Origin of the sequence: Sphingopyxis sp. MWB1 (assembly GCF_000763945.1) — a bacterium.
Lineage (GTDB): Bacteria > Pseudomonadota > Alphaproteobacteria > Sphingomonadales > Sphingomonadaceae > Sphingopyxis.
Map to the genome: position 1 here is coordinate 114,666 of NZ_JQFJ01000005.1, position 23,304 is coordinate 137,969.

Genomic DNA, 23,304 nt, shown 5'->3' on the forward strand with positions numbered 1-23,304 from the left:
TTCAGAATTTCATTCTGAAACCGGCGGTGCCATTCAGCCGATGGCTGTCACCGAAATTCTTCAGCGCCGTCTGCGCCGAAATTTCGGTGTAGAGCATATAGCGGCCACCGCCGAAGGCATAGCTGCCGCCAAGGCCAAGCGAGCCCCACAGACGATCGTGGCGGCGCTCGATGGAAGCGCCGGAAACGTCCACGACGCTGCCGTCGAGCCATTCATAGCTGAGGTTGACAAGGCCATAGAGGTGGCTGCTCTGCTTATTTTCCGCCGCGCCCCAGCTTGCCTGATGGTCGAGGCTGATGCCCCAGCGGCTTTCCAGGCTGTCGCCCTTGCTCGCTGCAACCGACGCCTGATAGGGGTCAGTGAAAGCATCGAAACGCACGTTGGAATAGACCATCTGCATCTGCGGCGTGACGCTCATGCCCCCGCCGATCGGGGCCCGCTTGCCAAGCTCCAGGCTGAAAGCTTCGCCCGTCCCGTCATTATTGTCGACGAGGCGGCCCAGTATCGACGATTCAAGATCGCTGCGATACCATCCGAACTGGGCTTGGGCATCGGCGTAAAATCCGGTGCTGTCATACCAGGTCAGCGTCGCGCCGACGCCATAGCCTTGCATGTCGATCGAACCATGACCCAGCTTTTCCGTGCTGGTCTGCGCCGACGTCTTGCCATAGCGGCCCTGGACACCGGCGATCAGCGTTCCCGCGCTGATGTCGATCAGCGCCGCGTCGAGCCCCGCTTGAAGCGACCAGTCGTTGATATCCAGATCCGCTCCGGTTGCCGAAAAGGCCGCCTGCGGACGGCGGCGATTGCTGTCCATCCGGCCCCACATGCCGACACCGCCCTGGGTGAAGCCCGACCATTGCCGGTTGCCGACGCGCTGTTGCAGCGTCGATGGGCGGTTAAGCGTCTGAAGCGTTGCCACATAGGTTTCATAGACGGGCACACCCGGCTGATAGGGCGAGATCGGCGGCATAATGCCACCCGAACCGGCGCGCAGATACCAGTCGCCATCGTCGGGCGTCGAAACACCCCCCCGATAGAGGCTGTAGCCATAGGCGCCGGCGACTATCGTGGGGCGACCTTCGATGACATAATCGCCGTTGAGAACAAAGCTTCCCGCCGCGCTGAGGCCGCCAACGTCGATAAGCTTGATGCCTTCAACGGTGGCAGCGCCGCGTCCACCAACATTTGTGACATCGATAAAGGTCGTACCCGACACATTACCGGTGATCACCAGGCGGTCTGTCTGGGAGTTATCATCACCCAGGACAACGTCCATTTCCAGCGCACCGACGGAAGCCGTATAGTCACCATTGACCGTCAGCGTTCCAAAACCGCCCCGACCCGGCGCGACGATGCCGTTGTTGGTCAGCGCGCCAACCGAGCCGGTGCCTTCGAGGCGGGCGCCCCGCTGCAGGTTCATCGTGCCGCCAAGGCTTCCCATGACCGCCAGCGTGCCCGCCGACACAGTGGCCGCCCCGCCGAACGCATCGCTCACACCGGTCAGCACCATTGTGCCTGCGCCCGTCTTGGTGAAGGATCCGGTTCCGCTGAACAAACCGTCATGCGTGAAAACACTGTCCGCTGCCGTGTCGACGACGCCTGCACCCGCGAAATCGAAATTGCGCGCGCTGCTGATGTCCTGCGTGGTTTCCAGCCTGCCGCCGTCAAAAGAAACGAGGCCGGTCGCCGCACCCAGATTATTGTCGTCGGAAATGCGGATCGTGCCCCCATTGATGGCCGTGCCGCCAGCATAGCTGTTGGCCCCCGTCAGAACCAGCGTGCCGATGTCGGTTTTGACCAGACGCGCTCCGCCCGTCAGCACCGCGTCGATCGTGGCTGTCGGGCCAGCCCTGCGAGCATCGCCATCGCCGACACGAATAATCGCCTCCGCGCCTGCAAGCACAATATCATCGCCCAGGATCGTATAGCCATCGGTGGCGAACTGCATGCCCGCGACGCTGACCTGGCCCAGACTGTTATCGACGGTGACCGTTCCGGCTTCCCCGGAAAACACAGCAAAGCTTTCATCGGCGAAGGGCGCATTCACCGCGCCGTCGGCATCGGTCCAATTGTCGTTGCCCAGGCTGTTTTGCCAGACACCGTCGCCGCCATTGATGACACCGTCATCCTTGGGCCCGGCAGCACCGTCCCAAAAGCTGAGCGTCAGGTCGCCGCGGCTGACAAGATTGACCTGGCCGCGGATCGCCGTTTGCACCGCGACATCGGCATCAGGGGGCAACGTCCCCAGCCCCAAGCCCTGATCAATGAGCGTTCCGCCATAGTTGATCAGGCGATAAATGCCCACGTCAAAGGCGCCGCCCACCGGAACGGTGACATCCAGCGTTCCGTTGAGCGTCAAATCGCCGCCGACCTCGATCAGATCGTTGAACGCCCCGCCCACCGCATTGGCTTCGCCCAGGTCAAAGGCCAGCCTTGTGCTGTTCGACAACGTCAGGCCGCCTGCGATTGTCAGCGTGCCTGCGCCGTTCTGGCCGGGGGTCAGCGTGGACCCATCGCCCATGATGACATCGCCGCCGATAATTCCGGCACCGCCAAGGGAGGCTCCCGTGGCAACCGTCATCGCACCATTTGCGCCGCTATAGTCGCCGTTTACGAACAGGCTGCCCGCATTCACCTGCGAGGCCCCCGCATAGGAACCGCTGCCCGCCAGCACCAGTGTGCCGTCACCACTTTTGGTAAAGCCGCCCGCGCCGCCCATGCTGCCACCCAGCGTCAGCGTAGTGCCTGCATCGGTGCGGAAACCGCCCGTTCCAGCAAGGTCGATGGCGCGGTCCGATTGCATGTCCGCCGTCGTCTGCAACGTCCCGCCGTCAAAGCTTAATCCGCCCGCCAGATCGCCCAGATTGGCATTGCTCGCCACGCGCACAACGCCGCCGTTGATGGCGGTGCCGCCGCTGTAGCTGTTGTCGCCGGTCAGCACGAGCGTTCCGCCGTCGGCTTTGACAAGCTGTCCGGTGCCGATGACCTCGCTGTCGATGGTGGCGAGATATTCCGCGCCTGCGCGGCTACCATCCCCTACGCGCACCACCGTTTCGGGCGCTCCAAGGGTCAGCGCATCGCCGGTGATGACATAGCCGCTGGTGGCAAACTGCATGCCCGCAACGCTCACCGCGCCCAGGCTGTTGTCGATGGTGACATTGCCCGCATCGCCCGCGAAGATAGCGAATGTATCGTCCGCAAAGGACGCATTCACCGCGCCCGTCCCTTCGGTCCAATTGTCATTGCCCAGACTATTTTGCCAGACACCATCGCCGCCATTGACGACGCCGTCGAATTTGGGGCCGGCATCGCCGTCCCAAAAGCTGAGGTTGGCGGTTCCGGCGTTGATCAGATTGACCTCGCCGGCAACCGATGTTTGCACAAAGATATTATGGTCGGTCGGAATGGCCCCAATTTCGAGCCCATTGTCGGTCAGCGCCCCGCCATAATTGGCGATGCGATAAAGGCCCAGGCCAAAACCGCCCCCCGGCGTGACGCGGATATCAATGGTGCCGTCGAGGGTCAGGTCGCCAGCAATATCCACCACATCGTTGAGCGCATCGCCGGGGGCATTGGGGAGGCCAAAGTCGAAATCTAGCTTCGCTGTTTCAGCCAGCGCCATATTGCCATTGACCGTCAGCGTTCCCGATCCGTTGACGCCCGGCGACAGCGTGCCGCCATCGGCCACCACCAGATCGCCGCCGACGATCCCTGTGCCGCCCAGCGTGCCGCCCGCGGCCACCGTCGTTACGCCCGTCGCGCCGCTCTGATCGCCATTGATAAACATCGTTCCCGCGGTGACATTCGTCGCGCCCGTATAATTATTCGCCGCGGTCAGGATCAGCGTCCCGCTACCCGCCTGTTCCACGGCGCCTGTGCCCGAGATCAGATTGCCAAAGGTCATGAAATTGTCGGAGCGGTTAAAGATCAGCCTGCCGTCATTGGCGATATCGCCAGCAACCCAGCCGCTGGTGCCGCCATTGCCAAGCTGCAGGGCGCCCATGCTGATGGTCGTGCCGCCCGCATAGCTGTTGTCCCGCGCCAATATGGTCGTGCCCGCCCCTTGCTGCACAAGCGCGCCGCTGCCGCTGATCATGCCGTCCAGCAACAGCTCGTCGGCGCGGTCGATGCGCAGCGTGGCATTGTTGACGATATCGCCGGTGACCGAACCGCGCGTCCCGCCATCGCCAAGCTGAAGCTCGCCTTCACTGATCGTCGTGCCGCCCGAATAGCTGTTGTCGCCGGCCAGAAGCAGTTTGCCCGCTCCTTCCTTGCGCAGGCTGCCCGCGCCGGTAATCGCGCCTTGCAGCGCCAGCTCGGTACCGCCTTCGGTGCGGAAGGTGCCCGCGCCCGCCAGATCGACCGACCGCGTCGTTTCAAAACCCGCGGTTGTATAAAGAATGCCCCCGTCAAAACTGAGCTCACCCGCCGCATCGCCCAGATTCTGGTCGCTTGCGACCTGCAAAATGCCGTCGTTGATCGCGGTGCCACCGGTGTAGCTGTTCACACCGCTCAGGATCAAAGCGCCATAATCCGCCTTGACCAGTCGGCCCGCGCCCGTCAGCGGCGCCGCTATTTCTGCGAAATAGGCAAGGCCGCGCCGGCTGCCATCCCCTACCCGCACCAGCACATCGCCTTCGGCCAGGTTGATGGCATCGCCTGCAACATGATAGCCATTGGCCGCAAACTGCATGCCGGTCACGGTAATCGGCCCCAGGCTGGCATCGACCGTGACATTTCCGGCCGTGCCCGCAAACACCGCGAAAGAACGATCGAGGAAACCGCCGTTCAGCAAACCGGTCGGCTCGGTCCAGTTATCATTGCCGCTTGCCGCCTGCCAGATGCCGTCACCGCCATTCACCACGCCGTCAAACTTGGGTCCCACAGCGCCGTCCCAGAAGCTGAGGTCCAGGCCCGCCATGTTGATCAGATTCACCTGACCCGCGATGGCGGTTTGCACGGTCAGATCGCTGCCCACCGGCACGTCGCCCAGCGCCAGGCCATTGTTGGTCAGCGCACCGCCATATTCGATCAGCCGGTAGATGCCGCCGTCCAGCGTCGAGCCATTGGTCGGGGTCACGTTCAACGTCCCGTCGAGCGTCAAATTTCCACTAACTTGGATAAAATCATTATGGTCGCCGCCCACGACATTGGCTTCGCCAAGCTGGAAGTCCAAAACCGCACTCGCAGCCATCTCCAGATCGGCATCCAGCGTCAAAGTTCCCACGCCCCCAGCAGAACCAGGCGACAGCGTGCCTTCCAAACGCACAGCCGGGGCCGTCACCGTACCCGTCCCCGCCAGTGTTCCCCACGCGAAAATATGAAACCAGGGCGAGCTCATATGCCCCGTAAGATCCACTCGCCCTTCAAAAATCTGGACCGATTCCGCAAAATGCGCCGAACCCGACAGCGTCCAGTTGGCGCCGCTTTCGATAAAGTCTTCGATGAAAAAATGGCCGAAATTGATGAATTTGGAGAGGTCTTCGCTGCCGACACCCTCCAGAATGAGCATGTCGTCCAGGCCATCCGATCCATATACGGCGCCGTTGATTACCGATCCGGTGAGGAGCGTGAGGTGGTTACGGGGAGTGCCCCATCCATCATCGCGATTTCTGTCGAACCGGATCGCCACGCCGTCGGTCCCGGTGATGGTGCCGGAATTGACCATGCGCGCCCAATTGTCACTTATCCAGATACCGGTGCCGCCTTGAATAACCCCCTTGTTATCAAGGATCAGATAGGGCGCTTCGCCAGAGTCCACCGCTGATCCGGAATAAATGCCGTAAACACCCCCTTCGATAATGCCCGTGGCTTCGTTGGTGATCTCGGTCATCCGTCCCACAGCATTGAGCCCCGCCCCGATGTAAAGGCCAGCCCCGATCCCGGCCCTAAAGCGCGTATTACCCCCTTCAAAGCTGGTTCCATGACCGGTGATCCTCCCAGCATTGACGAGGGTCGCCAGACCATCTCTCGGCCGAACAAAGGACAGGCCGCCCAGCCCTTCGATGACGCCGCCCGCATAATTATCGACCCGGCCACCGCCATATATAAAGGTGGCGACGCCATCGCTCGCCTCTATCAAGCCGGAATTTTCGACATCCGATATGGTAATAAGATCTTGATTGAAAATGGCTGCCGACACGCCTCGGATCGTCGCGCCCGCCTCGTTGACGATTTGGGTAGTGCCGCGCAGCAAATGAATGGCCCCGACGTGCGAGCTTGTGGTATAAACAAGCCCGCCGTCCAGATTATGGATGAGATTTTTGCCCGTGCCGCTGGTTGGGCCGCCCACAATCTGAATCGCATCGTCAACACGGCCGATCTGGCCGCTGTTGACAATGCGGTGACCCTGACTGCCGGCAACATTCTGCAAGACGATCACGTAACCGCCGGAAATGACGCCAGCGTTGGTAATATCGGCCAGACCGGTCGCGCCCACTTCGATTGCGGACCAGAACTCGCTGTTGATTACGCCCGTTTCCGAATTGACCAAAGTCAGCGAGGATGAAGTCTTAATGGTCGAAAACCGTGAAGAAATTTCACCATTATTTACGACGACACTGTTAGGCCCATCGAGAACAATGCCATTTGCATAACCGTAGATCGTGCCATCATTGGTGATTTCCCATGTGTTGCCGCTCCCGCCGTTGATCCCTGCCCCCGACGGCTCATTGATGGTCACATTGGGTACGACATGCACCGTCAGGCCTGGCTTGGTCAGCTGTACGGTTTCGGTCTTATCCTCGTCGATGACGATGTCATAAACCTGCGCCTGGGCAGCAGATGAAAAGAAAAAAGGCACCGACACAATGGTCGCGCAGGAGCAAAATAGACGGCTGATCCGGGAAACGGGCATGGGTTTCGACTCCAAGGATATCAAACAACCCCCCACCTGAAACAAAGTTACAACCCTAATCATTCATGCTCAACAGCTAATAATCAAAAATACTGTAATTTATATTTAACCATAATATTATACATTTTCGAGTTGAGTATAAATGGTTAACAGGCCCTTCATTGCGTTTCAGCAGTTGATTGCAAAGATTTTTCCGCAACACTATCAATAATGCAGAAGCCTGCCTTGGCATTCATAAAATTTTACTTACAGTTTCGAAATCGGAACGGTTACCCCTCATTCAGCTTGACTGCGTCACAGGCAATGAACTCAATCCCGTCCTAACCGCCGCCGCCCGCCGCGACGCTTTTTGAACGCTGGGTCACAGTCTCGCGAACCGCTCTTTTCACTTTCTCGGCCAAAGTTGATATTCCCATTCGCATCCAATGCGATTAGGGGAAGCGCCAGCGCCGGCTTAGCTCAGTTGGTAGAGCAACCGCCTTGTAAGCGGTAGGTCGTCAGTTCGAGTCTGACAGCCGGCACCATCTCCGACTATTTGCCTTGGCGAAACGAAGCATCCAGCGACGCGCAATCAATTGCGCCCCAGCGGGGCCACTGCTAGCCTCCCCTTCATGGAACGGATCGAAACCAAGGTCTCAGGCGGGTGCCAGTGCGGCGCGGTGCGGTATCGCGCCGCTGCCGTGCTCGACACCTCGCACATCTGTCATTGCCGCATGTGCCAGAAAGCTGCGGGCAATTTTTTCGCCGCGCTGATCGGCATTCCGCGCGACGCTTTCCAGTGGACGCGGGGGAAGCCCGCGACCTTCAACAGTTCGGATCAGGTCGAACGCGGCTTTTGCCGCGATTGCGGCACCCCGCTCTATTATGACTATCGCGAAAGCCGCCATCTCAGCGTCACCACCGGGTCGCTCGACGAGCCCGGAAAATTCCCTCCGCGCATGCAGTTCGGGGTGGAAGGACGGCTGCACTGGTTCGACACGCTTCCTGCCTTGCCGGAAGAAGGGTCAACCGAGCAGACGATGCCGGATCTGGTCGATGCGATCCGCGCGAGCAATCATCAGCATCCTGACCATGACACCGAAAGCTGGCCACGCTAACGTCAGGACAGCATCCCGGGCGATGCCCTGCAGCAGAAAATGATTATAAGACAAGCGAAGCGCCGAATCTTTCGGCGCCCTATGCCTTTCCCGCGTTACGGAGCCTTGCCATGACCCCCACCGCCACCATCCTGTTACTCGGGTCGGGGGAGCTGGGGCGCGAATTTACCATTTCGGCCAAAAGGCTGGGCTGCCGCGTGATCGCCTGCGACAGCTATGCTGCCGCGCCCGCGATGCAGGTCGCCGATGAATTCGAAGTCTTTTCGATGCTCGACGGCCATGCGCTCCGTGCTGCCATCGCTAAGCATCAGCCCGACCATATCGTTCCCGAGGTGGAGGCGATCCGCACCGAAATATTGGCGGAAGTCGAAGCGGAGGGCTATCATGTCGTCCCCTCCGCCCGTGCCGCGCAGCTGACGATGAACCGCGACGCGATCCGCGATCTTGCGGCAAGCGAGCTGGACCTTGCCACCTCCTGCTTCGAATATGCAACCAGCCGCGATGAACTCGCCGCCGCTGCAGAGCGCATCGGTTTCCCGCTGGTGGTCAAACCCGTCATGTCCTCATCGGGCAAGGGGCAGAGCACCGTGCGCGATGCGGGCGGCATCGACGCCGCCTGGGACTATGCCGCCGCCGGGATGCGCGGCGATCGTCTGCGCGTCATTGCCGAAGCTTTTGTCGATTTCGACTATGAGATCACCCTACTGACCGTCCGGCACAAGGGCGGCGTGACCTTCTGCCCGCCCATCGGCCACCGGCAGGAACGCGGGGACTATCGCGAAAGCTGGCAACCCGCCGACATGTCGCCCGCGGCCCGCGCCAGCGCGCAGCAGATGGCGGAAAAAATCGTCGATGCGCTGGGCGGCCATGGCATTTTCGGGGTCGAATTTTTCGTAAAAGGCGATGATGTCATCTTTTCCGAACTCAGCCCGCGTCCACATGACACGGGGATGGTGACGCTGATTTCGCAATCGCTGTCCGAATTCGATCTTCACGCCCGCGCCATTCTCGGCCTGCCGATCCCCGATATCGTCGTTTCCGACCCCAGCGCCAGCGCAGTCTTGCTCGCCGACCGCGATGCCGAGGATTTCGCCATCACGGGCCTTGCCGATGCTCTGACCCCGCCCAACGTCGCCACCGCGCTTGACGCGCGCCTGTTCGGAAAGCCGGTCACCCGTCCCTGGCGCCGCATGGGCGTGACACTGGCAAAGGTTGCGGGCGGCACCACCGACGACGCCCGCACCGCCGCGGTCGATGCCGCAGCCAGGCTGCGGATCGATTATCGCTGATGCCGCAGGTCCGCCGCCTCAGCCCCGGCGACATCGCCGATGTTCGCGCGCTCAACGCGCTATATGGCGATGCTTTTGCCGACCGCGAAACCTATCGCGCCGACCGGCCCGATGACGAGTGGCTCGCCGCGCAGCTTGCGCGCGAAGGAACGATCATCCTGGTCGCCGAACAGGGGGGACGCATCATCGGCGGCCTCACCGCCTATGATCTACCCAAGCTGGAAGCCGCGCGCAGCGAAATCTATCTCTATGACCTTGCGGTCGATGCCGCTTTTCGCCGCCGCGGCGTTGCGACCGCGCTGATCGAAGAACTTCAGAAAATCGCCGCCGAAACCGGCGCGTGGGCGGTGTTTGTTCAGGCCGATTATGTCGATGACCCCGCCGTCGCTCTCTACACCAAATTGGGGGTGCGCGAGGATGTGATGCATTTCGACCTCCCGCCGCTGCCGCGCGGCTAGGCCGCTTGCCCTCCCCCTGCTACACCCCCGCCATGTCCGACAAGAATCACCTCTATCTGGTCGATGGCTCCAGCTACATCTTCCGCGCCTATCACCGCCTGCCGCCGCTCACCAACCCGAACGGCGTGCCCGTCGGCGCGGTCTATGGCTATACGACCATGCTCTGGAAGCTGGCGAAGGATTTGCACGACGCCGATGGCCCCACCCATCTCGCCGTCATCCTCGATCATTCGAGCCAGTCGTTTCGCAACGAAATTTACGATCAATATAAGGCGAACCGGCCCGACCCCCCCGAAGATCTGGTCCCCCAATTCCCGCTGATCCGCGATGCGACCCGCGCCTTTTCGCTGCCCTGTATCGAGACCGAAGGTTTTGAAGCGGACGATCTGATCGCCAGCTATACCGAGGCAGCGGTCGCCGCCGGATGGGACGTCACCATCGTTTCATCGGACAAGGATCTGATGCAGCTGGTCCGCGAGCCGGAGGGCGGCCCGCAGGTCGATATGCTCGACACGATGAAGAGCGTGCGCATGGGGGTGGAAGCCGTCCATGAAAAATTCGGCGTCGGCCCCGAACTGGTCGGCGACATATTGGCGCTGATGGGCGACAGTGTCGACAATGTCCCCGGCGTGCGCGGCGTCGGCCCCAAGACCGCGACCAAATTGATCGTCGAATATGGCGATCTTGAAAAGGTGCTGGCGGGCGCCGAGACGATGAAAAAGTCAAAGCTGCGCGACAATCTGATCGAACATGCCGAAATGGCGCGCCTGTCGCGCATCCTCGTCGACCTGAAGCGCGACTGCCCGCTGCCCGATCCGCTCGACGCGCTCAAGCTGGCGGCCATTCCGCCTGCTCCGCTCAAGGCATTTCTCGACGAACATGGCTTTCGTTCGCTGTCGGCCAAGCTCGACAGCGGCGTCGCGCCGGGCGGCCCCGCTACCCTGCCGCGCGACGCAAAAGCCGCCGCCGCTGCACTGGATGCGGCCCCCTCCACGCCCAGCCTGCCGCCGATGCCCGCCATCGACCGCGCGGCCTATGAATGCGTCACCAGCCTCGATGCGCTCGACCGCTGGATTGCCGAAGCGCGCGCGGCGCATGTCGTGGCAATCGACACCGAAACCGCCAGCCTCGACAGCGTGACCGGCGAGCTGGTCGGCGTCAGCCTTGCGACCGCGCCGGGGCGCGCCTGCTATATCCCGCTCGGCCATGGCGGCACCGACATGTTTGCCGAACGCCCCGAACAAATTGCCATGACCGACGCCATCGCGCGGCTGGGCGCACTCTTTGCCGATGATGCGGTGCTGAAGGTCGGCCATAATCTCAAATATGATATCGGTGTGCTGGCGCAGCATGGCCTGACCATCGCCCCCTATGACGACAGCCTGCTGATGAGCTTTGCGCTCGACGCCGGGAAACATGGTCATGGGCTCGACGAGCTTGCAAAGTTGCACCTCGACCATGTCTGCCTGTCCTTCAAGGATGTGTGCGGCACCGGCAAATCGCAGATCAGCTTTGCCGAAGTCCCCCTGCCCCGCGCCACCGAATATGCCGCCGAGGATGCCGATGTTGCGCTGCGCCTGTGGCGCCTCCTCAAATTGCGCCTGCCGCTCGAAGGCGGAACGCGCATTTACGAGATGGTCGACCGCCCGCTCGCCGCGCTGGTCGAGACGATGGAGCGCGCGGGCATCATGGTCAACCGCGACTATCTCGCCAAATTGTCCGCCGATTTCGCGGGCGAGATGCAGCGGATCGAAGCGGACATCCATGCCGAGGCGGGCCAGCCCTTCACCATCGGCAGTCCCAAGCAGTTGGGCGAGATATTGTTTGACAAAATGGGGCTGAAGGGCGGCCGCAAGGGCAAGTCGGGCGTCTGGTCGACCGACCAGAATGAGCTGGAGCGCCTCGAACGCGATGGCGTCCCCATCGCGCGCAAGGTGCTCGAATGGCGCCAGCTCGCCAAGCTCAAATCCACCTATACCGACGCGCTGCAGCAACAGATCAATGCCAAGACGGGCCGCGTCCACACCAGCTACAGCCTCGTCGGCGCGCAAACCGGTCGCCTCTCCTCGACCGACCCCAATTTGCAGAATATCCCCATACGCAGCGAAGTCGGGCGGCAGATCCGCGATGCCTTCATCGCCGCGCCCGGCCATATGCTGCTCGCCGCCGACTATAGCCAGATCGAACTGCGCCTCGCCGCGCATATGGCCGATGTGCCCGAACTCAAGGCCGCCTTTGCCAAGGGCGAGGATATTCACGCCGCCACCGCGATCGAATTGTTCGGGGAGGTCAATCGCGACACCCGCGCCAAGGCAAAGACGGTCAATTTCTCCATCCTTTATGGCATTTCGCGCTGGGGGCTGGCCGGACGGCTGGAAGTCACCCCGGACGAGGCGCAGGCGCTGATCAGCCGCTATTTCGAACGCTTCCCCGGCATTTCCAACTATATCACCGAAACGCTCGAGCGGGTGCGCGAGCGTGGCTATACGGAAACGCTTTTCGGGCGGAAAACCTGGTTCCCACGCATCAAATCGCCAAACCAGACCGAACGGCAGGGCAGCGAACGTGCCGCGATCAACGCCCCCATTCAGGGGACAAGCGCCGATCTGATCAAGCGCGCGATGGCGCGCATGCCGGGCGCGCTGGCCGCGGCAGGGCTGGGCGAAGTCAAAATGCTGCTGCAAGTGCATGACGAACTGGTGTTCGAAGCGCCCGAGGAAAAGATAGCAGCGGCGAGCGATGTCATCCGCGGTGTGATGATGAACGCAGGCCAGCCGCTGCTCGACCTGTCGGTGCCGCTCGACGTCGAGATCGGCACCGGGCCAAGCTGGGGCGAAGCGCATTGATCGCCAGCCTCGCGACAGCCCTGCTCTTGTCGCCGGCCCATGGCGCGGCAGAAACGTCGCCGCCGTCCCCGCCGCCAGCGCCGGCCGCGAGCGAAGCCCCCGCCCCGCCGCCGGTCGCCGACAGCGATATACGCGAATTTGCGGCGATTGCCGGGCGCAAGGTGGCGGGCCGTCCGGTCAGCGGCCCCTTGGGCAATGCCGACAAGATATTGCTGCTCGCGCGCGACAAGGGCGGTTATCCGACCATTGCGCTCAGCACCGGCTTTCCGACGCGGCAGGCCCTTCCCGCCCCGCCGCCCGGAACCCTGGCCATCGTTCGCCTGCGCCAAAAGGCGGAGGCCATCCTGCCCGGCCCGACGCGCGACGATCTCGCCTTTGCCGCCGAGCATCGCCTGCCGCTTTTCATCATCGGCGAATGGGCACGCCCCGCGCCCATGTGGGAAGTTGCCTGGGTCGACGGCAAAACCCTCTATCGCAGCATCGGCGAAGTCGGCGAGATCGGCCCCTGGCGCGAATAGGGGCTTTGCGCCGCCGCCCTGCGAACGCATCTTTGCTGTTCGATATGCGTTGGCTTCGTTATGGCAAAGATATGACATCTGCCTGACGCGGATGTGACGGGGCAAATGAAGGACCAATATGGGCGGCGATTTCAAGGGTAGCGAGCCGGTGCAGGCACCGGTACGCATTCAACAGAATATATTGGCGCGCGGCGAACGCCGCTTTCTCGATTTTCTCTGCGCGCGCCTGCCCCGCTGGATTACCCCCGACCACCTCACCACCCTCGGCTTTGTGGGCGCCGCCATGGTCGCGGCGGGCTATTTGCTGAGCTGGCTCGCTCCGGCATGGCTGGCGCTGTGCGTCGCGGGCTATGTCGTCAACTGGTTCGGCGATTCGCTCGACGGCAGCCTCGCGCGCTGGCGCCGGATCGAGCGGCCCTCCTATGGCTATTTCGTCGACCACAGTGTCGATGGTCTGGCGATTTTCCTGATGGTCGGCGGTATCGGGCTGAGCCCCTATATGCGTTTCGACGTCGCGCTCATCTGCGTCGTCGCCTATCTGCTGCTCGCCATCCACACCTTCCTCAGCGCCAAGGTGATGGGGGAATTTCGCCTCTCCTATATGGCGGGCGGCCCGACCGAACTGCGCCTGATGCTGATCGCGATGACCGCGCTGATGCCTGTCGTCGGCGCGGGCGATGTCGGGCGCATCAACTTCACCCCCTTTGACCTGTTCGGTCTGGGCATGGCCGCACTGCTTGTTACCTTGTTCGTCGTGCAAAGCGTCGCGACCGCGCGGGTGCTTCACCGCCGCGACCGCAGCCGCGCCTAGAATTCTGACGCTAGCCCCGAACGCGCGCCTGCGGATAGGTGCCGAGCAGGGTCAGCGACTTGGTCTGGAACGCCAGTTCCTCCAGCGCGCGGTCAACCGCTTCATCGCCGGGGGCGCCGACAATATCGGCATAGAATTTTGTCGCGGCAAAACTGCCCCCGACCTGATAGCTTTCCAGCTTGGTCATATTGACGCCATTGGTCGCAAAGCCGCCCAGCGCCTTGTACAGCGCCGCCGGAATATTCTTCACCTCGAAGATAAAGGTGGTCATCAAGGGCATATCGGCGGGCAAGACGCTGCGCGGTTCGCGCGCCAGCACGACAAAGCGCGTCATATTATGGTCGGCATCCTCGATCCCCGCTTCGTGCAGGGTCAGCCCGTACAGCTCCGCCGCATGGGGCGGGGCGACCGCCGCCAGCCCGACCTCGTCGCTGTCGGCGACCCATGCCGCCGCTCCCGCCGTATCGCTGTGTGCGACGGGGGAGATATTGTTGGCGCGCAGCCAGTGGCGGCATTGTCCCAGCGCCTGTTCATGGCTCATCGCGCGGGTAATGGGACCCAGATTGCGGCTCATCAGTCCGTGGCGGATACGCAGAAAATGCTCGCCGACAATCGACAGCCCCGATTCGGGCAGCAAGAAATGAATATCAGCGACGCGGCCATGCAGGCTGTTCTCGATCGGAATGATCGCGCGGTCGACGCGCCCGTCGCGCACCGCATCAATCGCATCCTCAAAGGCATAGCAGGGCATGGGCAGCGCGTTCGAATCAAATTCACGCGCGGCCAGATCGCTGTTCGCTCCCGGCGCCCCCTGAAAGGCCAGCCCGCGCGCAGGCTCCGCCAGCGCCGCCTTTTTCATTTGATCAACCAGATGCTGCGCCGAAGCCGAATAGCTGCCCATAACTGCCTTTCCCATTCGAAGCGCGGCGCATAGCCTTGGCTTAAGGGACGCGCAACTGGGCCAGCCTGCTATTTCATCCCCTTGCGCCCTCCGCCTTGCGCCAGTAAGGGAACCTCCAAATCACAAAGGCGCACCCATCGCGGGCGCCAGCGAAACGGGGCTGCTAAGAGCATGGACAATCGCAACAATACTATTGCCGGATGGGTTTTGTTCGCCGGTGTTTGCGCGCTGGGCCTGTCGATCGGGTCGGGGATGCTCTTTGCAAGCCATGCGCCGGAAAAGCCCGGCTTTCCGCTTGAAGACGCCGATGCCGGCGGTGAAGCCGAAAGCGCTGTGCCGCTCGCCAATCTGCTGGCCGCTGCCGATCCCGCCAAGGGCGAGACCGTCTTTGCCAAATGCGCCGCATGCCACACGATCGAGGCGGGCGGCGCCAATGGCATCGGCCCCAATCTCTATGGCGCGCTGGGCAAGGCGCATGGCCATGTTCCGGGCTTTGCCTATTCGGACGCGCTGAAGTCGGTCCCTGGAAACTGGGATTTCGCTTCGATGGACGAATGGCTGAAAAGCCCGCGTAAATATGCCCCCGGCACCAAAATGTCCTTCGCCGGCCTGTCGAGCCCCGAAGATCGCGCCAATCTGATTGTTTACATGAACAATATGGGCTCGAACCTGCCGCTGCCCGCGCCGGTGGAACTCCCGCCCCCGGGTGCAGAAGGCGAAGCGCCCGCCGCCGATGCCCCCGCGAGCGAAGGGGAAGGGGAAACGGCCGCCGCTCCCGCCGCCGATGCAGCGGCTCCGGCGGCTGCTGAAACCAAGCAATAATGCAGCGCACGCCCGTCTTTCTGGCGGGCCTCCTTGCGCTGGCGGGATGCGGCAAGGCTGAACCGCCACCGCCGTCGGCGCCCGATGGCGCGCCCGGCGAAGCTGCGCCCGCCGAACCCGCCATTCAGCCGACCGCCGCCATGGGCGCGCAGGTCTTTCGCCGCTGCGTCGCCTGTCACACGGTGGAAAAGGGCGGCAGCAACGGCATCGGCCCCAATCTTCACGGCGTCGTCGGGCGGCCCGTGGGATCGCATCCCGGCTTTTCCTATTCGGGCGCGATGAAGGCCAGGGGCGGCCTGTGGGACGAAGCCTCGCTCGACGCCTATCTCGAAGCGCCGATGAAGGCGATGCCCGGCACGCGCATGGCCTTTGCCGGGATCATCGAGCCCGCTGACCGGCACGCGGTGATTCTTTATCTGAAAGAAGAGGCACAATAGGAAAAGGGGCGGACAGGCGCCGCCCCTTCCCTCCTCTATTCCTCCAGCCGTGCGTAAAAGGCTTGGATAATATCCCACGCCTCGTCCGCGGTCTCGACAAAGGTAAAGAGATCAAGGTCGCGGGCGCTGATCACCCCCTCTTCCACCAGCGCATCGAAATTGACGACGCGGTGCCAGAATTCCTTGCCGAACAATACGATGGGGATCGGCTTGATCTTGCCGGTCTGGATCAGCGTCAGCAGTTCGAACATTTCATCGAAAGTCCCGAACCCGCCGGGGAAGACCGCCACTGCGCGCGCGCGCAGCAGGAAATGCATTTTCCTCAGCGCGAAATAGTGAAATTGAAAGCTGAGGTCGGGGGTGACATAGCGATTGGGCGCCTGTTCATGCGGCAGCACGATGTTAAGCCCGATCGAATCGCGTCCCTCGTCGGTCGCGCCGCGGTTCGCCGCTTCCATGATCGACGGTCCGCCGCCCGAACAGACGACAAACTGGCGACAGCCATTTTCATCGCACGGCACCTGGCTCGCCAGCCGCGCCAGCGCGCGCGCCTCGTCATAATATTTGGCTTTCGCCTTCAACCGGCGCGCGATATTGCGCGCCGTGTCGTCGGTCGCCGCCGCTTCCAGCCCTTCAGCAGCAGCGGGTTCGGGAATGCGTGCCGAACCATAGATGACCAGCGTCGATTCGATTCCCGCCTCGTCGAGCAATAATTCGGGCTTCAGCAACTCCAGCTGAAAACGCACCGGGCGCAAATCCTCGCGCAGCAGAAAATCGGTGTCCTGAAAGGCCAGCCGATAGGCGGGACTTGCGGTTTGGGGAGTGGTTGTCGCCTGCTGGGCGAATTCGGCGTCGTCCTTGGCTTTGTGAAAGCGCGAACGATGGGGTTGTTTCTCTGTTGTCATTTGGCCTGAGCTAGCCTGCGCCGCGCCGCTTGCCAAGTCAGGCTCTCGCAGTCATCACCCCCGTCATGGCGAGGCGTCGCAGGCGCCGCGGCCATCTCCAGTACGGCTTCCCAGACCAAGAGCAGGAGATTGCTTCGCTATGCTCGCAAGGACGGGCGGATATTGGGCCTATCGGCAATATCCATTGCCGCTCATGTCGAAATGAAAATGATCATGATGCGCCGCATTATATTCCGGCCCCAGCACGGTGCCAAAGCGACGACAAGCCGACTTGTGCAGCGCGCGCAGGAAATCCTGCGACGAGCGGTCGCCATTCCATCCGCTTTTCAGCATGATGCGGCGCCCGTCGGCGAGGACAAAGCCCGCGACATCGACGGCATTGGAATAGGCATGCTGCGACAGGCGCCCCGAACGGCCGCCATAGATATTGCGGCAGCTATAGGTGCCGAAGGTTTCGATCTTGACCACTTCGCTGCCGAAAAATTTGCGCGCGGCGGGGCGCACTGCATGTTGCGCCCAAGCCGCAAAATTGCGCGCGAGCGGGCAGGTCATCGGCCCCAGCCCCGACACCGGCGTCCCGATGTCGAGCAGCTTCACCGAATCGATCGAACTGCATCCTCCGCCATGCTGCTGGTCGGGCAAGGGGGTGAAACGTACGCCCGCCTGCTGCAAATCGACCGCGCATTGCCGCGCCGAGGAACTGTTAAAGGAGGGCGCATCGCTGGAAGATGGCCGCGCCGGGCGCGAGGAAACCTTCTCGCCGCCATCCCCGCGTTTCAGCACATCGGGAACGCCAAAACAGCCCGACAGCGCGAGGGCAGCACCTGCGGCCAGCAGCATCCGGGGCTTGAGGAAAGTCGGAATCGCCATGGGCGTCAAAATATCGACGCCATGGTTAACAAGCTCTAAACCCGACGGGGCGCGCAGGATAATTTCCTATTCAAGCCGCAATTTATTTGACAGCCCCCGTTCGATCCGCCAACGCGGCGCCGGGCCACGCGGTCCCAACGCCGCGCGAGCTCTCTGCAAGGAGAGACTATAATGACTGACGTAACGACGCCGCAGGTGCGCCCTGCGCGCCCCACTTTTTCTTCCGGTCCCTGCGCCAAGCCGCCGGGATGGACCCCCGAAAAACTTTCGACCGACGCACTGGGCCGTTCGCATCGCGCGAAGATTGGCAAGTCGCGCCTTGGCCTTTGCATCGACCTGATGCGCGAGCTGCTCCAGCTTCCCGACACGCACCGCATCGGCATCGTGCCCGGATCGGACACCGGCGCCTTTGAAATGGCGATGTGGACGATGCTGGGTGCGCGTCCCGTGACGACGCTCGCATGGGAAAGCTTCGGTGAAGGTTGGGTCACCGATGCCGCCAAGCAGCTCAAGCTCGATCCGACGGTCCTGCGCGCCGATTATGGCCAGCTTCCCGACCTTTCTCAGGTCGACTGGTCGAACGACGTGCTCTTCACCTGGAACGGCACCACCTCGGGCGTCCGCGTTCCGAACGGCGACTGGATCGCCGACGACCGCGAAGGCCTCTCCTTCGCCGACGCGACCAGCGCGGTGTTCGCTTACGACCTGCCGTGGGACAAGATCGACGTTGCAACCTTCAGCTGGCAGAAAGTGCTCGGCGGCGAAGGCGGCCACGGCGTCCTGATCCTCGGCCCGCGCGCGGTCGAACGGCTCGAAAGCCACACCCCGGCCTGGCCGCTCCCCAAGGTTTTCCGCCTCACCAAGGGCGGCAAGCTGGTCGAGGGCGTATTCAAGGGCGAAACGATCAATACCCCCTCGATGCTCGCGGTCGAGGACGCGATTTTCGCCCTCGAATGGGCGAAATCGGTCGGCGGTCTCGAAGGGCTGAAGGCGCGCAGCGATGCGAACGCCGCCGCGCTCGACAAGATCGTCGCGGAACGCGACTGGCTCAGCCACCTCGCCGCTGATCCAGCGATCCGCTCGAAGACTTCGGTCTGCCTGTCGGTCGCGGGTGCCGATGAAGGCTTCATCAAGAAGTTCGCAGGCCTGCTCGAAGCCGAAGGCGCGGCCTTTGACATTGCGGGCTATCGCGACGCGCCTCCGGGCCTGCGCATCTGGTGCGGCGCGACCGTCGACACCGCCGATATCGAAGCGCTCGGCCCCTGGCTCGACTGGGCTTACGCTTCGCTCACCGCATAATATTGTCCCGGCGAAAGCCGGGACCGCCAGCGATCATCCCCATTCCCAACGATCCCGGCGTTCGCCGGGATGACGGAGACAAGATATGACTACTCCCAAAGTTCTCATCAGCGACAAGATGGATCCCAAGGCCGCGCAGATTTTCAAGGAGCGCGGCATCCAGGTCGACGAAATCACCGGCAAGACCAAGGACGAGCTGATCGCGATGATCGGCGATTATGACGGCCTCGCCATCCGTTCGGCCACGAAAGTCACCGCCGACGTCCTCGCCGCCGCGACGAACCTGAAGGTCGTCGGCCGCGCCGGCATCGGCGTCGACAATGTCGACATCCCCGCCGCCTCGGCCAAGGGCGTCGTCGTGATGAACACCCCCTTTGGCAACAGCATCACCACCGCTGAACATGCGGTCGCGATGATGTTCGCCCTCGCGCGCCAGATCCCCGACGCCAATGCGGGGACGCAGGCGGGCAAATGGCCGAAGAACAGCTTCATGGGCGTCGAGCTCACGCAAAAGACGCTGGGCCTGATCGGCTGCGGCAATATCGGCAGCATCGTCGCCGAACGCGCGCTCGGCCTTCGCATGAAGGTCGTCGCCTTCGACCCCTTCCTCACCCCCGAACGGGCGGTCGAGCTGGGCGTCGAAAAGGTTGACCTCGAAACGCTGCTCGCACGCGCCGACTTCATCACGCTCCACACGCCGCTGACCGACCAGACGCGCAACGTCCTGTCGCGCGAAAATCTCGCCAAGACCAAGAAGGGCGTGCGCATCATCAACTGCGCGCGCGGCGGGCTGATCGACGAGGAAGCGCTCAAGGACGCGCTCGAAAGCGGCCATGTCGCAGGCGCCGCGCTCGACGTTTTTGCGGTTGAGCCGCCCCCGGCGGACCATCCGCTGTTCGGCGCGCCCAACTTCATCTGCACGCCGCATCTCGGCGCCTCGACCGACGAAGCGCAGGTCAATGTTGCCATTCAGGTTGCCGAACAGATTTCGGACTATCTGCTCACCGGCGGCATCACCAACGCGCTCAACGTCCCCAGCCTCTCGGCCGAGGAAGCACCGAAGCTGCGCCCCTATATGAGCCTTGCCGAAAAGCTCGGCAGCCTCGTCGGCCAGCTCGCGCACGACAATCTGACCACCATCTCGGTCGAGGTCGAGGGCGCCGCCGCTGAACTGAATCTCAAGCCGATCACCGCCGCCGTCCTCACCGGCCTGATGCGCCGCTATTCGGACAGCGTGAACATGGTCAACGCCCCGCACCTCGCGCGCGAACGCGGGCTCGACGTGCGCGAAGTGCGCCACGACCGCGACGGCGACTATCACACGCTCGTCCGCGTCACCGTCGCAACCGAAGCCGGTGACCGTTCGGTTGCGGGCACATTGTTCAGCAATGGCGACCCGCGGCTCGTCGAAATGTTCGGCATCAAGGTTGAGGCCGATCTTGATGGCGACATGCTCTATATCGTCAACGAGGATGCGCCGGGCTTTATCGGACGGATCGGCGCGGCGCTCGGCGATGCCGGGCTCAACATCGGCACCTTCCACCTTGGCCGCCGCGCCGCGGGCGGCGAGGCCGTGCTGCTTCTCAGCCTCGATTCGCCCATGCCCGAACCCCTTCTGTGGCAACTTTGCCAGCTTCCGGGCGTGAAAACGGTCAAGGGCCTGAAGTTTTAAGCCCTCCCCTCCCGCTTGCGGGAGGGGCAGCGAGACTTGGGCGCTGGCGCCCTAGTCGCAGCGGGGTGGGCATCGCATCGCCGCATGCCCACCCCCTGCCCCTCCCGCAAGCGGGAGGGGAGATTTGTTGAACTCGCCTCGCGACCATCCTAAGGCCCAACAGATGATCAAGGCCCCTGCCCTGCTGCCCGAAGGCCTCCGCGACCGCCTGCCCGAACAGGCCGAGGCCACCTCGCGCGTCACCCGCGCGCTGGTCGATGCGATGCGCGCGCATGGCTATGGCCGCGTCGCCCCGCCCCTCGCCGAATTTCGCGAAACGCTGGGCGGCAATAACGAGCGCGCCGCGCGCGACCTGCTCCGCTTCACCGATCCCGTGTCGCAGCGCACGCTCGCGTTGCGCCCCGACATCACGCGGCAGGTCGGGCGCATTGCCACCTCGTTGCTCGCCGCCGCCGCCCGCCCCTTGCGCCTCTGCTATGCGGGACAGGTGGTGAAGCTGCGCGCAAGCCAGCTTCGCCCCGCGCGCGAAATGCTTCAGGTCGGCGCGGAATTGATCGGCAGCGACAGCGTCGCCGCCGCGCATGAAATTGTCATCGTCGCGCTGGAGGCGCTGGAAGCCGCGGGAATCAAGGCGATCACGCTCGATTTCACCTTGCCCGATGTCGTCGACCTGCTCGCCGACGGGCCGCTTCCGGCGCCGGCCGACCGGCAGGCGCTGCGCGATGCGCTCGATGCCAAGGATGCCGGCGCACTGATGCGGCTGGGCGCAGAGGCCTATCTGCCGCTTCTCCACGCCGCCGGCCCCTTTGACGCTGCCATTGCCGAACTGCGCGCGTTTGACACCGCCGGGGTGCTCGCCAGCCGGATCGAAGCACTGGAAAAAATCGCCGCCGCGATTCAGGGCCGGGCCAATCTGACCCTCGACCCCACCGAACGCCATGGCTTTGCCTATCAAAGCTGGTTCGGCTTTTCGATTTTTGCGCCGGGTTTTGGCGACGCCATCGGGCGCGGCGGCGCCTATGCCATTCCCGTGGGCGAAGATCAGGAAGAACCCGCGACCGGCTTTTCCCTCTATCCCGACCCGCTGATCGAAGCCGGGCTGGGCATGGAGGCCCCAAGCGAACGCCGCATCTTCCTGCCGCTCGGCCACGACGCCGACCTCGCGGCAAGCCTGCGCGCCGACGGCTGGCACACCGTCGCGGCGCTGACCGATACCGACGACGCCGAACGGCTCGGCTGCGCCTACACCCTCGGCCCCGACGGCCCCGTCGAAGCGTAAGCAGGGTCAAAGCTGCGGGGCAGCAAAGACCGGAAGGCCGCGAAAGACACAGGCCCGCCGGAGAAAGCCCCTGTCCTCCCGCTCGTCCCGCCCCCCATCGTCATCCCGGACTTGATCCGGGATCCATGGCCACCACCGCCATGCACCGCCCCATCCCCCCACGCGCAACCTATCCCAAAGGCCGCACAATCAGCCCGATGCCGCCCGCCCCGATAATGCTGTCCTACAGCCTCCGGCCATGCCAGCCTTCACCCCGGCTCTTTCAATATGTGGACACAGCATCGCGGACCGATCTGCCGAGACAGGCCAAAGCGAAGACGACCGCCTAAAATTGCACAGGGCTGAACTTTACTGAACTTTGAAACGGCCCGTTCGATAAAAGCGTCTCTTTTCAACGCTAAATAACGCCCTATCGGGCAAATAGCCGTTTCAGCCATGCATCGACCCGCGCTGTTGCGGCATAGGCCGGGTCACCCAGGCGGCGGTTGATCTCGGCATGCCCCTTCAACCCTTCGCCGGGAAAGCTGCCATGCTCGACGCGCGATCCGCTTTTTTCCAGCGCGGTCCCCAGGGCTTTCGCCTGCCGCACCCCATCGGGCCGCTGAACGTAAAGAAGCAGGAAGGCAGGGGCATTCGGCGCAGCCGCCTGCACCGTCGGCGACAAGGCCTTCTGCCGCACCGGATCGGTTCCGAAAGCCTGCACAAAGGTCTGCCGCATGATCGGCGGCCCGTCGTTCATCTGGGCACGGACGTCATAGGCGGCCCCGTCGATGGGGATTACCCCCGCGATATCCGCGAACGACAGCCCTGCGCCTTTGAGATAGCGCTCGTCAGTGGCGACGAGCGCGACCAGATGGGCGCCCGCGCTATGCCCCATCAGCACGATGCGCCGCCGGTCGATATCCAGCACCGCCGCCCTGTCGACGAGCGCGCGCACCGCGCCCGCCACGTCCGCCGCCTGCTGCTCGACGGTCGCTGCCGGGACAAGGCGATAGTTGATCGACGCAAAGGCATAGCCTTGGCCCGGATAATGCACCGCCTTGAACCGGCCCGTCGCATTATCCTTGTCGCCGCGCTTCCAACCGCCGCCGTGGACAAAGATGATCAGCGGCGCCGGGCCGTTCGCATCGCGGGCGCGCCAGATGTCGAGGGTCTGGAGCGGGTCGGCGCCATAGGCGATTGTCTCGCTCCCCGGTGCCTTCGGCGCCGTGTCGGCCCCCATGCGTTCCATGATGCGGTCA

The 23,304-nt window shown here is 63.1% G+C and carries 16 protein-coding genes and 1 tRNA gene; 12 read left to right on the forward strand and 5 right to left on the reverse strand.

From position 1 onward, the window contains the following. Window position 1: 1 nt before the first annotated feature. Window positions 2-6,811: an autotransporter outer membrane beta-barrel domain-containing protein gene (locus JV18_RS14510; RefSeq protein ID WP_037504529.1), complete on the reverse strand. Its 6,810-nt coding sequence runs from the start codon at window positions 6,809-6,811 to the stop codon at window positions 2-4. A gap of 496 nt (window positions 6,812-7,307) precedes the next feature. Here JV18_RS14510 and JV18_RS0113715 point away from each other — a divergent pair. From JV18_RS0113715 to JV18_RS0113745, 7 genes are all read left to right on the forward strand, one after another. After that, window positions 7,308-7,383: transfer RNA gene (locus tag JV18_RS0113715), tRNA-Thr, on the forward strand. Between the two features lie 87 nt (window positions 7,384-7,470). Further along, window positions 7,471-7,956, forward strand: a complete 486-nt coding sequence (locus JV18_RS0113720) for a GFA family protein (RefSeq protein WP_033075519.1) — start codon at window positions 7,471-7,473, stop codon at window positions 7,954-7,956. A 110-nt stretch (window positions 7,957-8,066) separates the two neighbouring features. Continuing rightward, the gene (gene purT / locus JV18_RS0113725) at window positions 8,067-9,245 is read left to right on the forward strand and encodes a formate-dependent phosphoribosylglycinamide formyltransferase (protein WP_033075520.1); all 1,179 of its coding nucleotides are present in this window, start codon (window positions 8,067-8,069) and stop codon (window positions 9,243-9,245) included. Beyond that, window positions 9,245-9,703, forward strand: coding sequence for an AAC(3)-I family aminoglycoside N-acetyltransferase (locus JV18_RS0113730; RefSeq protein WP_033075521.1), 459 nt, complete (start codon window positions 9,245-9,247; stop codon window positions 9,701-9,703). The genes purT and JV18_RS0113730 overlap by 1 nt, the downstream gene beginning before the upstream one ends. Window positions 9,704-9,735: 32 nt before the next feature. Beyond that, entirely contained in the window at window positions 9,736-12,549 is a 2,814-nt protein-coding gene (polA, locus tag JV18_RS0113735) for a DNA polymerase I (RefSeq protein ID WP_033075522.1), read from the forward strand. Next, the gene (locus JV18_RS0113740) at window positions 12,546-13,067 is read left to right on the forward strand and encodes a hypothetical protein (RefSeq protein ID WP_235303498.1); all 522 of its coding nucleotides are present in this window, start codon (window positions 12,546-12,548) and stop codon (window positions 13,065-13,067) included. The genes polA and JV18_RS0113740 overlap by 4 nt, the downstream gene beginning before the upstream one ends. 118 nt (window positions 13,068-13,185) lie before the next feature. Further along, the gene (locus tag JV18_RS0113745; protein WP_052072280.1) at window positions 13,186-13,878 is read left to right on the forward strand and encodes a CDP-alcohol phosphatidyltransferase family protein; all 693 of its coding nucleotides are present in this window, start codon (window positions 13,186-13,188) and stop codon (window positions 13,876-13,878) included. 10 nt (window positions 13,879-13,888) lie between these two features. Here the strand turns inward: JV18_RS0113745 and JV18_RS0113750 are convergent, their stop codons facing one another. After that, window positions 13,889-14,779, reverse strand: coding sequence for a prephenate dehydratase (locus tag JV18_RS0113750; RefSeq protein WP_033075523.1), 891 nt, complete (start codon window positions 14,777-14,779; stop codon window positions 13,889-13,891). Window positions 14,780-14,950: 171 nt separating this feature from the next. On the opposite strand from JV18_RS0113750, the gene JV18_RS0113755 reads away from it, so the two are divergent. Both JV18_RS0113755 and JV18_RS0113760 read left to right on the forward strand, forming a co-directional pair. Then, window positions 14,951-15,601, forward strand: a complete 651-nt coding sequence (locus tag JV18_RS0113755; protein WP_033075524.1) for a c-type cytochrome — start codon at window positions 14,951-14,953, stop codon at window positions 15,599-15,601. After that, a complete protein-coding gene (locus tag JV18_RS0113760) occupies window positions 15,601-16,038 on the forward strand; it encodes a c-type cytochrome (RefSeq protein WP_033075525.1) in 438 nt (145 codons plus the stop codon). The genes JV18_RS0113755 and JV18_RS0113760 overlap by 1 nt, the downstream gene beginning before the upstream one ends. A 35-nt stretch (window positions 16,039-16,073) precedes the next feature. Here JV18_RS0113760 and JV18_RS0113765 read toward each other — a convergent pair whose 3' ends face one another. Together JV18_RS0113765 and JV18_RS0113770 are read right to left on the reverse strand one after the other, a co-directional pair. Continuing rightward, complete coding sequence (locus tag JV18_RS0113765; protein ID WP_033075526.1) at window positions 16,074-16,943, reverse strand: LOG family protein; 870 nt, start codon at window positions 16,941-16,943, stop codon at window positions 16,074-16,076. A gap of 168 nt (window positions 16,944-17,111) precedes the next feature. Beyond that, window positions 17,112-17,813, reverse strand: a complete 702-nt coding sequence (locus JV18_RS0113770; RefSeq protein ID WP_052072282.1) for an extensin family protein — start codon at window positions 17,811-17,813, stop codon at window positions 17,112-17,114. A gap of 171 nt (window positions 17,814-17,984) precedes the next feature. Between JV18_RS0113770 and JV18_RS0113775 the strand changes: the two genes are divergently transcribed. The 3 genes from JV18_RS0113775 (at window position 17,985) to JV18_RS0113785 (ending at window position 22,063) form a co-directional block, all read left to right on the forward strand. Then, window positions 17,985-19,112, forward strand: coding sequence for a phosphoserine transaminase (locus JV18_RS0113775; RefSeq protein ID WP_033075527.1), 1,128 nt, complete (start codon window positions 17,985-17,987; stop codon window positions 19,110-19,112). A gap of 85 nt (window positions 19,113-19,197) precedes the next feature. Then, complete coding sequence (gene serA, locus JV18_RS0113780; protein WP_033075528.1) at window positions 19,198-20,784, forward strand: phosphoglycerate dehydrogenase; 1,587 nt, start codon at window positions 19,198-19,200, stop codon at window positions 20,782-20,784. Window positions 20,785-20,947: 163 nt separating this feature from the next. Then, complete coding sequence (locus JV18_RS0113785) at window positions 20,948-22,063, forward strand: ATP phosphoribosyltransferase regulatory subunit (protein ID WP_033075529.1); 1,116 nt, start codon at window positions 20,948-20,950, stop codon at window positions 22,061-22,063. A gap of 409 nt (window positions 22,064-22,472) precedes the next feature. Here the strand turns inward: JV18_RS0113785 and JV18_RS0113790 are convergent, their stop codons facing one another. Continuing rightward, on the reverse strand, window positions 22,473-23,294 hold the full coding sequence (locus JV18_RS0113790; protein ID WP_443027806.1) for an alpha/beta hydrolase: 822 nt from the start codon (window positions 23,292-23,294) through the stop codon (window positions 22,473-22,475). Window positions 23,295-23,304 lie beyond the last annotated feature (10 nt).

Bases quoted from the DNA above. Each gene is read 5' to 3' on its own strand.
- JV18_RS0113720 (WP_033075519.1), top strand. From the start codon at position 7,471: ATGGAACGGATCGAAACCAAGGTCTCAGGCGGGTGCCAGTGCGGCGCG.
- purT (WP_033075520.1), top strand. From the start codon at position 8,067: ATGACCCCCACCGCCACCATCCTGTTACTCGGGTCGGGGGAGCTGGGG.
- JV18_RS0113730 (WP_033075521.1), top strand. From the start codon at position 9,245: ATGCCGCAGGTCCGCCGCCTCAGCCCCGGCGACATCGCCGATGTTCGC.
- polA (WP_033075522.1), top strand. From the start codon at position 9,736: ATGTCCGACAAGAATCACCTCTATCTGGTCGATGGCTCCAGCTACATC.
- JV18_RS0113745 (WP_052072280.1), top strand. From the start codon at position 13,186: ATGGGCGGCGATTTCAAGGGTAGCGAGCCGGTGCAGGCACCGGTACGC.
- JV18_RS0113750 (WP_033075523.1), bottom strand. From the start codon at position 14,779: ATGGGCAGCTATTCGGCTTCGGCGCAGCATCTGGTTGATCAAATGAAA.
- JV18_RS0113755 (WP_033075524.1), top strand. From the start codon at position 14,951: ATGGACAATCGCAACAATACTATTGCCGGATGGGTTTTGTTCGCCGGT.
- JV18_RS0113760 (WP_033075525.1), top strand. From the start codon at position 15,601: ATGCAGCGCACGCCCGTCTTTCTGGCGGGCCTCCTTGCGCTGGCGGGA.
- JV18_RS0113765 (WP_033075526.1), bottom strand. From the start codon at position 16,943: ATGACAACAGAGAAACAACCCCATCGTTCGCGCTTTCACAAAGCCAAG.
- JV18_RS0113770 (WP_052072282.1), bottom strand. From the start codon at position 17,813: ATGGCGATTCCGACTTTCCTCAAGCCCCGGATGCTGCTGGCCGCAGGT.
- JV18_RS0113775 (WP_033075527.1), top strand. From the start codon at position 17,985: ATGACTGACGTAACGACGCCGCAGGTGCGCCCTGCGCGCCCCACTTTT.
- serA (WP_033075528.1), top strand. From the start codon at position 19,198: ATGACTACTCCCAAAGTTCTCATCAGCGACAAGATGGATCCCAAGGCC.
- JV18_RS0113785 (WP_033075529.1), top strand. From the start codon at position 20,948: ATGATCAAGGCCCCTGCCCTGCTGCCCGAAGGCCTCCGCGACCGCCTG.
- JV18_RS0113790 (WP_443027806.1), bottom strand. From the start codon at position 23,294: ATGGAACGCATGGGGGCCGACACGGCGCCGAAGGCACCGGGGAGCGAG.